Here is a 6,974-nt window from a genome sequence, read left to right as displayed (position 1 = left end):
CTGAACCAGAAAATCTTCAGCCCCGGGCCAGTTCAGCCAAGTGCGCCGTCGCTTCTTCGCTCTTGAGCACCAGCACATCGCCTTCCAATGAATCGAGCACAACTTCTGAGGTATTGCCGATCAGGGCGCCGGAAATCCCAGTGCGGGCGACCGTACCTATGACCGTGACCACGGCATCGAGCTGTTTCTCGAAATGCGGGATCAGCACATCTGCCGGCCCCTCTGCGACATGCAGCTGCTCTTCGCTGATATCGAATTCGGCCTGGAACGCGCTGCAAGCTTCCCGGTAGCGTTTTTCGATGGTCTCGCTCAGCTGGTACACCGGGTCAGACGCTGACAGCATGGGGGAGGGGTGCGCGCTGACCACGTGCAGATCGCCTTTGGCCAATCCGGCAATGGCATAGCCATGGTCGATGATGCTGGCATGCAGCCGACGGTGGTCTTCGTCATGGTTACCCACATCCACCGCCGCAAGGATCACGCCACCGGCCCAAACGCGTTCGCTCTTGACCATCAAAACCGCACAAGGGCACTGGCGCAGCAGCTTCCAGTCAGTAGGCGTCAGCAGAGCCTTTTTCAGCGGGTTATCGGGCCGGTGCTCCTTGATCACCAGCTCGCAACCTTCGGCCTGCTGCACAGCGATGATCGATTCGTGCAAGCTCTCGTGCCAGTTCTGTTCATGGCTGACATTGTCAAAGCCATCATCATGCAATCGGCTGCTAAGCAAGCTGAGCAACGCACTGTGGTCATGTTTCTTGTCACACATCAGCAGGTGCAGGCGGGCACCGGTCACGCTGGCAATCAGCTTGGCCCGCGTCAGTGCACGGCTGTGGGCATGTTCAGGGTCAAGGACGACGAGAATGCTGCGCACGGCTTGCATGGCGTAAACTCCCTTCAAAGGTTGCGACCAATGCCTGACTATAGTCGGCGCCTCCCTTGTCGCCGCTTGATTTACATCAAGCATAGTCACTGGTGCTACCGGCCACCGTCGGTATAATCGCCGGTCTTGCCTGTCCAGTGTGGTTGTGTTCGCTTATGTCGCTGATCCCAGAAATTGATGCCTTCCTCGGCTGCCCGACCCCAGATGCCTGGATCGAGGCGGCACTCGCCGACCAGGAAACCCTGCTGATCGATCACAAGAACTGCGAGTTCAAGGCAGCCAGCACCGCCCTCAGCCTGATCGCCAAGTACAACACCCACCTGGACCTGATCAACATGATGTCGCGCCTGGCCCGTGAAGAGCTGGTACATCACGAGCAGGTACTGCGCCTGATGAAACGTCGTGGCGTGCCGCTGCGGCCGGTGTCGGCGGGGCGCTATGCCTCGGGTCTACGTCGCCTGGTGCGGTCTCATGAACCGGTGAAACTGGTGGATACGCTGGTAGTGGGGGCATTTATCGAAGCCCGCAGCTGCGAGCGCTTTGCGGCCTTGGTGCCACACCTCGATGAAGAGCTTGGCACCTTCTATCACGGCCTGCTGAAAAGCGAGGCACGTCACTATCAGGGCTACCTGAAACTGGCCCACCAATACGGTGACGAGGCGGACATCACCCGCCGCGTCACCCTGGTGCGTGAAGCTGAAGCCGAACTGATCCAGTCACCGGACCAGGAGCTGCGTTTCCACAGCGGCATCCCGATGGTGCAGGCGGCCTGACATTCAGTTGCGGCGCCCCAGCAGTAACCCGATCACCAGGCCGAAGCCCGCGGATACCGCCACCGTCTGCCATGGATGGCCACCGATATAGTCCTGGGTGGCGTCGACCACCGGTTGCGCCTTGGCGCGCACCTGGCCGGCGGCCTCACGTGCCTGGCGCAGTTTCAGGCTTACCTGCGCACGTAAGGTCTCGGCTTCTTCGCCAACCAGCGCGGCGCTTTGACTGAGCAGCTTTTCCGACTCTTCGATCAATGCCTGCAGTTCACTGAACACTTGGTCTTTGATCTGATCACTGTCGGCCAGTGCGGCGGTTTTTCGGGCCATGAACACGTCCTCGTCGATGGGTGGTTTGTACAATGGATGTCAGCGCGCCGGGAAAGTTGCGACGGCTTTGCCGACGATGCAACGCCACAGTGTAAGATAGCGGCCATTTTCAACAGGCAGGTACCTTCATGAGTTTCAATCTGGCCAACATGAGCTTCGAGGAACGGGCGCAGATCGAGGCGGAAAAGGCCCGGCTGTTCGAGATGTGGAAGAACAACCTGGGTAAGGCCAAGGGCGAAGCCGCCCGGCTGATCTCCGAAAAATCACGGCGCAAAGGCAAGTGGGCCGAATGGGTGCGCGCGGAACTGGACGGCATGTCGCCGCCGGAGTACGCCAGCATGGTCCGCAGCGAGGTCAACAAGATGATGGCTGCGGCCAGCGCCAATCGCTGATTTGCTTCCTCACCAATACAGGCTGCCCTGCTTGGGCAGGTCGAGCTTGCCCTCGTCGCTGAAGCGCACGGTGCCAAAGGGCCCGCCAGCCAGCTTGCCACGCAGTTTGTAGGGCATCCCTTGCAGCGCATCGAGCTTGCCCAGGCCATAGGCCTGGCGCAGGAAGGCGAACGCCGTGATGCTTACTGGCACCACAATCACCGCTTCGTCGTAACGGCCGATGTGCCCTTGCTGGTCACTGACCCCAGCGGCCAGTGGCTGGCCGTTGACCTCCAGGTTCAGCGCAATGCCCTTGTAGTCGATGGCCGACTCGTTGGGGTTCAGCACCCTCATCTTCACCGCCATGCGCATTTCCAGTTCCTGCCCTGGCAGCGGTTCGATGCCGATAACGCTGATATTGATCGGGTCGCTGGGCTGGAACAGCGCGCAGGCGTTGAGCCCGCCGGCCATTACCAAGACCAGCAGCAGACGAAAGGAGCGGCGCAAACGGGCAGCCATGGGTGAGGTCCTTGCCGAAGAGTAGTGCCTGCAGTGTGGCAAATGCACGCCAGCGTTGAAAGTATCAGGGCTTATGAAAGATACTGTTTCTCATTAACGCCCGATAATTCCTCCTACTGGCAGTGTTTATAGTCAATGCTGACGTCTCCCGTGTCCGGTCTGCTGGCAAGTTTCCAGGAGCACTACGACGACCTGCTGCAGTTTCTCACTCGGCGCATGAGCGACCGTCAGCGTGCCGCCGACGTGGCCCAGGAGACTTACCTCAAGCTGGTCAAGATCGACGAGCAGGCGGTGCCGGTGCTGCATGCGCGCAGTTTCATCTTCCGCGTGGCCGGCAACCTGGCTATCGATGCGCTGCGCCGTGAACAGCGAATCGCCGCCAGCCATGAGGGCAGCGACGGAGCAGCGGAGGTGGCCTGCCCGGCGCCGGCACCGGAGGCGACCTTGCTGGCCCGCGAGCGGCTGCAGATACTCGACGAAGCCCTGCTGCAGTTGTCCAGCAATGCTCGACAGGCGCTGCTGCTCAATCGGGTCGAAGGCCTGACCCAAGCGCAGATCGCACAACGGCTGGGCGTTTCCGAGAGCATGGTGGCAAAATACATCGGCCAGGCCCTGCGCCATTGCCGCGACTGGCTCAAGCACAACCATGACTGATACCTCGACCATGCACGTTCCCCAGCCGATCAGCGACTTGTCCGACGATGCCCTCGACTGGCAGGTGCTGTTGCACTCGGGCAATGCCAGCGCAAGCGACCGGGCACGTTACCAGCGCTGGTGCCAGCTGAGCCCGGCGCATGCCGAGGCGGCGGGTGAGGCTGAAGCGCTCTGGCAGGACCTTGGCCACACGCCGACTGCCCAAGTGTTCGAGGCGGTGCCGGTGCGCCGCAGCAGGCGCCACTGGGCAACGGGCATCGCTGCATCCCTGGTGCTGCTGGCGGCAGGCTACAGTGGTTGGCAACAGATGCCGGTATGGCTGGCAGACTATCAAACGGGCATTGGCGAACAGCAGAGTATTTCCCTGGCGGACGGTTCGCGGGTTGTACTCAACAGCGGCAGCGCCCTCAATGTGGCCTTCAGCGCCAGCGAGCGCAGGGTGACGCTGCAGGCGGGTGAGGCACTGTTCGAAGCTGCCGATGATCCACGGCCCTTCGTGGTCGAAACCGCCGGTGAGCCCGTGCAGGGCAGTGCGGCAACCTTCAGCGTGCGCCGTGACGGCCATGTGGTGCTGGCCAAAGGCGACGCGCAGGTCGGTGGCCACCGCCTGACCATTGCAGCGGATGCCAGCGCGCAGACGGCCTGGCAGCGCGGCAAGCTGATCTTCAATGGCAAACCGCTGGGGCAGGTACTGGCCGAGCTTGAGCGTTATCAGCATGGCCGCATCCTGCTGTCCGACCGCAAACTCTCGGCTCTCGAGGTCAGCGGTGTGTTCGACTTGAACGAGCCGCAGGCCCTGCTGCGCACCCTGGAGCAGCGCTACGGCCTTAAGGTCACCTATCTGCCGTGGCTGGCCGTGGTGCACTGAGTTTGTAAAAATAATCTAAATTTTTTTCATTTGGCACTGCAAGTTCGTGCAAGCCAGGTCGTCGTAGTGGGACTGATCAGCAACCCATTCTCAATCACGACTTGTCTGGAAGCTCATTCGTGCCTCTATTGCCCAAGCCCACCCACCGTCGCGGCGGTCCCCTACACCATGCCTTGATCTCCTGCAGCGCCCTGGCCATGCTCGCCGGGCCTTTGCAGGTATGGGCCGTCACCGACGTGCAAGCACAGGTGCAGGCCCGCCAGGTTCAACTGGACTTGCCGGCACAACCCCTGGACCAGGCCTTGACGGCATTTGCCGATCAGGCCGGCCTGCACCTGCTGTATACCACGGGGGATGTGGCTGGGCTGAGCGGCCCGGCCCTGCAAGGCAGCTACAGCATCGAACAGGCGCTGCAATTGCTGCTGGCCGGTAGTGACATGGCCTGGCAATTCAACGATGCCCGTACCATCACCCTGCGCAAGGCCGAGCCTGCACTGCAGGCGGTCAACCTCAAGCCCATCGAAGTCAGCGTTGCTTCGCGTACCAGCACGGCGATCAGCGAAATCCCCGGTACGGTGTGGGTGGTGGACCAACAGCAGCTGCGTGAACAGATCGACAGCGGTGTCAGCCTCAAGGAAGCCATCGGCAAGCTGGTGCCAGGCCTGGACCTGGCGCCCGAAGGGCGTACCAACTATGGCCAGAACATGCGTGGGCGCAATGTGCTGGTGATGATCGACGGTGTCAGCCAGAACAGTTCGCGCGGACTGTCGCGCCAGTTCGACAGCATCTCACCGTTCAACGTCGAACGCGTCGAGGTACTGTCCGGCGCCAGCGCCATCTACGGCGGCGGCGCTACTGGCGGCATCATCAACATCGTCACCAAGAAGGGCGAGCCAGGCCCGGCCCGCTTCGAGACCCAGCTCGGCGCCAGCAGTGGCTTCAACAACAGTGACGACCTGGCCACCCGCTTCTCCCAGTCGATCAGTGGCGGCAACGACCGGGTCAGCGGGCGTCTGGGGATTTCTGGCGAGCAGAATGAAGCCTTCTACGATGGCGCCGGCGATCAGATCTTCATCGACAACACCCAGACCGACCTGCAATACAACCGCACGGTTGATGTGCTGGGCACCCTGGGCCTGAAACTCACCGATGAACAGAGCCTCGACCTGCTGGCCCAATACTACGATTCCGGCAACCATGGCAGCACCGGTATCTACTTTCCCAACTTGAACTACAACGCCCCCTCCGACCTGGAAGACGCCGAACTGCGCAGCGGCTATTCCTCCGATCTGGAGCCCCGTACCCGGCGCCTGCTGCTCAACGCCAACTACCACCACACCGACGTGCTGGGCCAGGACTTCTACCTGCAGGCCTCGTACCGCAAGGAAGACGACAACTTCTACCCGTTCCCGTACTACAACCGTGCCACGCCGACCGGCTCGCGCGGCGTTTACTTCGCTGCCTCGCAGCAGAACTTCGAGGTCACCAGCCTCAAGGGGCTGTTCGCCAAGCAGTGGGACACGCTCAAGCTGACCTACGGTGTAGACCTGGATCGCGAACGCTTCAATGCTGACCAGACCACCTTCAATGCCCTGACATCATCCCAGAGCGGCGGGCTGGACCTGGAGCGTGAGAGCAAAGCGGCGCGCTACCCCAGCTATCGGGTCGATGGCATTTCGGTCTACGCCCAGCTCGACTGGCACGCCACCGACAACCTGACGCTGTCCGGCGGTGCCCGGCGCCAGCAGATGGACGTGGATGTCAGCGATTTCAAGGGCGTGCCCGGTGGCAGCAATGACTACGAGGTCAACCTGTACAACGTCGGCGCCATCTACGACTTCAAGAACGGCCACCAGGTATGGACCAACTATGGCGAAGGCTTCGACCTGCCGGATCCGGCCAAGTACTACGGCAAGCCTGGCCTGAGCGTGGCGGATAACCCGCTGGCCGGTATCAAGAGCCGCCAGGTGGAGCTGGGCTGGCGCTATGCCGATCTGGATTGGGACGCGCAGGCAGCGCTGTACTACATCTGGTCGGACAAAATCATCAACGTCGACTCGCAAACCCTGACGATCAACGTCGAAGACCAGAAGAGCCGTGACTTCGGCTTCGAGGGCGCGCTGACCCGGCACTTCCAGACAGGCTGGGAAGCGGGCGGTACCGTGCACCTGACCCGTTCCGAGGAAGAAGACGCCGACGGCGACTGGATCAAGCGTGATGCGCGCTATGCCTCACTGTCCAAGGCCACCGCGTTCGTTGGCTGGAAAGGCGATGGTCGCAGTGCGCGGCTACAGGCCAACCATGCCTTCAGCCTGAAGGACGATGCCGACCATGAGATCGACGGCTACACCACCTTCGACCTGCTGGGCAGCCAGGACACCGGCTTCGGCACCTTCAGTGCGGGGATCCAGAACCTGCTGGACAAGCAGTACAGCACCGTGTGGGGGCAGCGGGCGACGCTGTTCTATTCGCCGACTTATGGCCCGGCCTACCTGTATGACTACCAAGGCCGGGGCCGTACTTACACCCTGACCTGGAGCATGGCGTACTGATTGTTGTTGTCTGAACCGGCCTCTTCGCGGGCG

Annotated in this window: 7 protein-coding genes and 1 pseudogene; 5 read left to right on the top strand and 3 right to left on the bottom strand. The window is 61.7% G+C overall.

The window, feature by feature from the left end; genetic code table 11:
* Positions 1-16: 16 nt before the first annotated feature.
* On the bottom strand, positions 17-880 hold the full coding sequence (locus APH28_RS09590) for a universal stress protein (RefSeq protein ID WP_060508784.1): 864 nt from the start codon (positions 878-880) through the stop codon (positions 17-19).
* 155 nt (positions 881-1,035) lie between these two features.
* Between APH28_RS09590 and APH28_RS09585 the strand changes: the two genes are divergently transcribed.
* Complete coding sequence (locus tag APH28_RS09585; protein ID WP_060508781.1) at positions 1,036-1,653, top strand: tRNA-(ms[2]io[6]A)-hydroxylase; 618 nt, start codon at positions 1,036-1,038, stop codon at positions 1,651-1,653.
* A gap of 3 nt (positions 1,654-1,656) precedes the next feature.
* Here APH28_RS09585 and APH28_RS09580 read toward each other — a convergent pair whose 3' ends face one another.
* Complete coding sequence (locus APH28_RS09580; protein ID WP_060508779.1) at positions 1,657-1,977, bottom strand: YqjD family protein; 321 nt, start codon at positions 1,975-1,977, stop codon at positions 1,657-1,659.
* A 128-nt stretch (positions 1,978-2,105) separates the two neighbouring features.
* On the opposite strand from APH28_RS09580, the gene APH28_RS09575 reads away from it, so the two are divergent.
* Positions 2,106-2,369, top strand: a complete 264-nt coding sequence (locus APH28_RS09575) for a hypothetical protein (RefSeq protein WP_060508777.1) — start codon at positions 2,106-2,108, stop codon at positions 2,367-2,369.
* A 9-nt stretch (positions 2,370-2,378) separates the two neighbouring features.
* Here the strand turns inward: APH28_RS09575 and APH28_RS09570 are convergent, their stop codons facing one another.
* Positions 2,379-2,867, bottom strand: coding sequence for an LEA type 2 family protein (locus APH28_RS09570; protein ID WP_060508775.1), 489 nt, complete (start codon positions 2,865-2,867; stop codon positions 2,379-2,381).
* A 135-nt stretch (positions 2,868-3,002) separates the two neighbouring features.
* On the opposite strand from APH28_RS09570, the pseudogene APH28_RS09565 reads away from it, so the two are divergent.
* The 3 genes and pseudogenes from APH28_RS09565 to APH28_RS09555 form a co-directional block, all read left to right on the top strand.
* Positions 3,003-3,509 (top strand): annotated as a pseudogene (locus APH28_RS09565) (RNA polymerase sigma factor); the annotation flags it as partial.
* A 4-nt stretch (positions 3,510-3,513) separates the two neighbouring features.
* Entirely contained in the window at positions 3,514-4,389 is an 876-nt protein-coding gene (locus tag APH28_RS09560) for a FecR domain-containing protein (RefSeq protein ID WP_256248973.1), read from the top strand.
* A gap of 128 nt (positions 4,390-4,517) precedes the next feature.
* Positions 4,518-6,941 (top strand): TonB-dependent receptor, encoded by a 2,424-nt coding sequence (locus tag APH28_RS09555; RefSeq protein WP_060508771.1) that lies wholly within the window; start codon positions 4,518-4,520, stop codon positions 6,939-6,941.
* Positions 6,942-6,974 lie beyond the last annotated feature (33 nt).

Source organism: Pseudomonas sp. NBRC 111124 (genome assembly GCF_001320245.1).
Classification (GTDB): Bacteria; Pseudomonadota; Gammaproteobacteria; order Pseudomonadales; family Pseudomonadaceae; genus Aquipseudomonas.
This window is presented reverse-complemented; position numbering and strand designations above follow the sequence as displayed.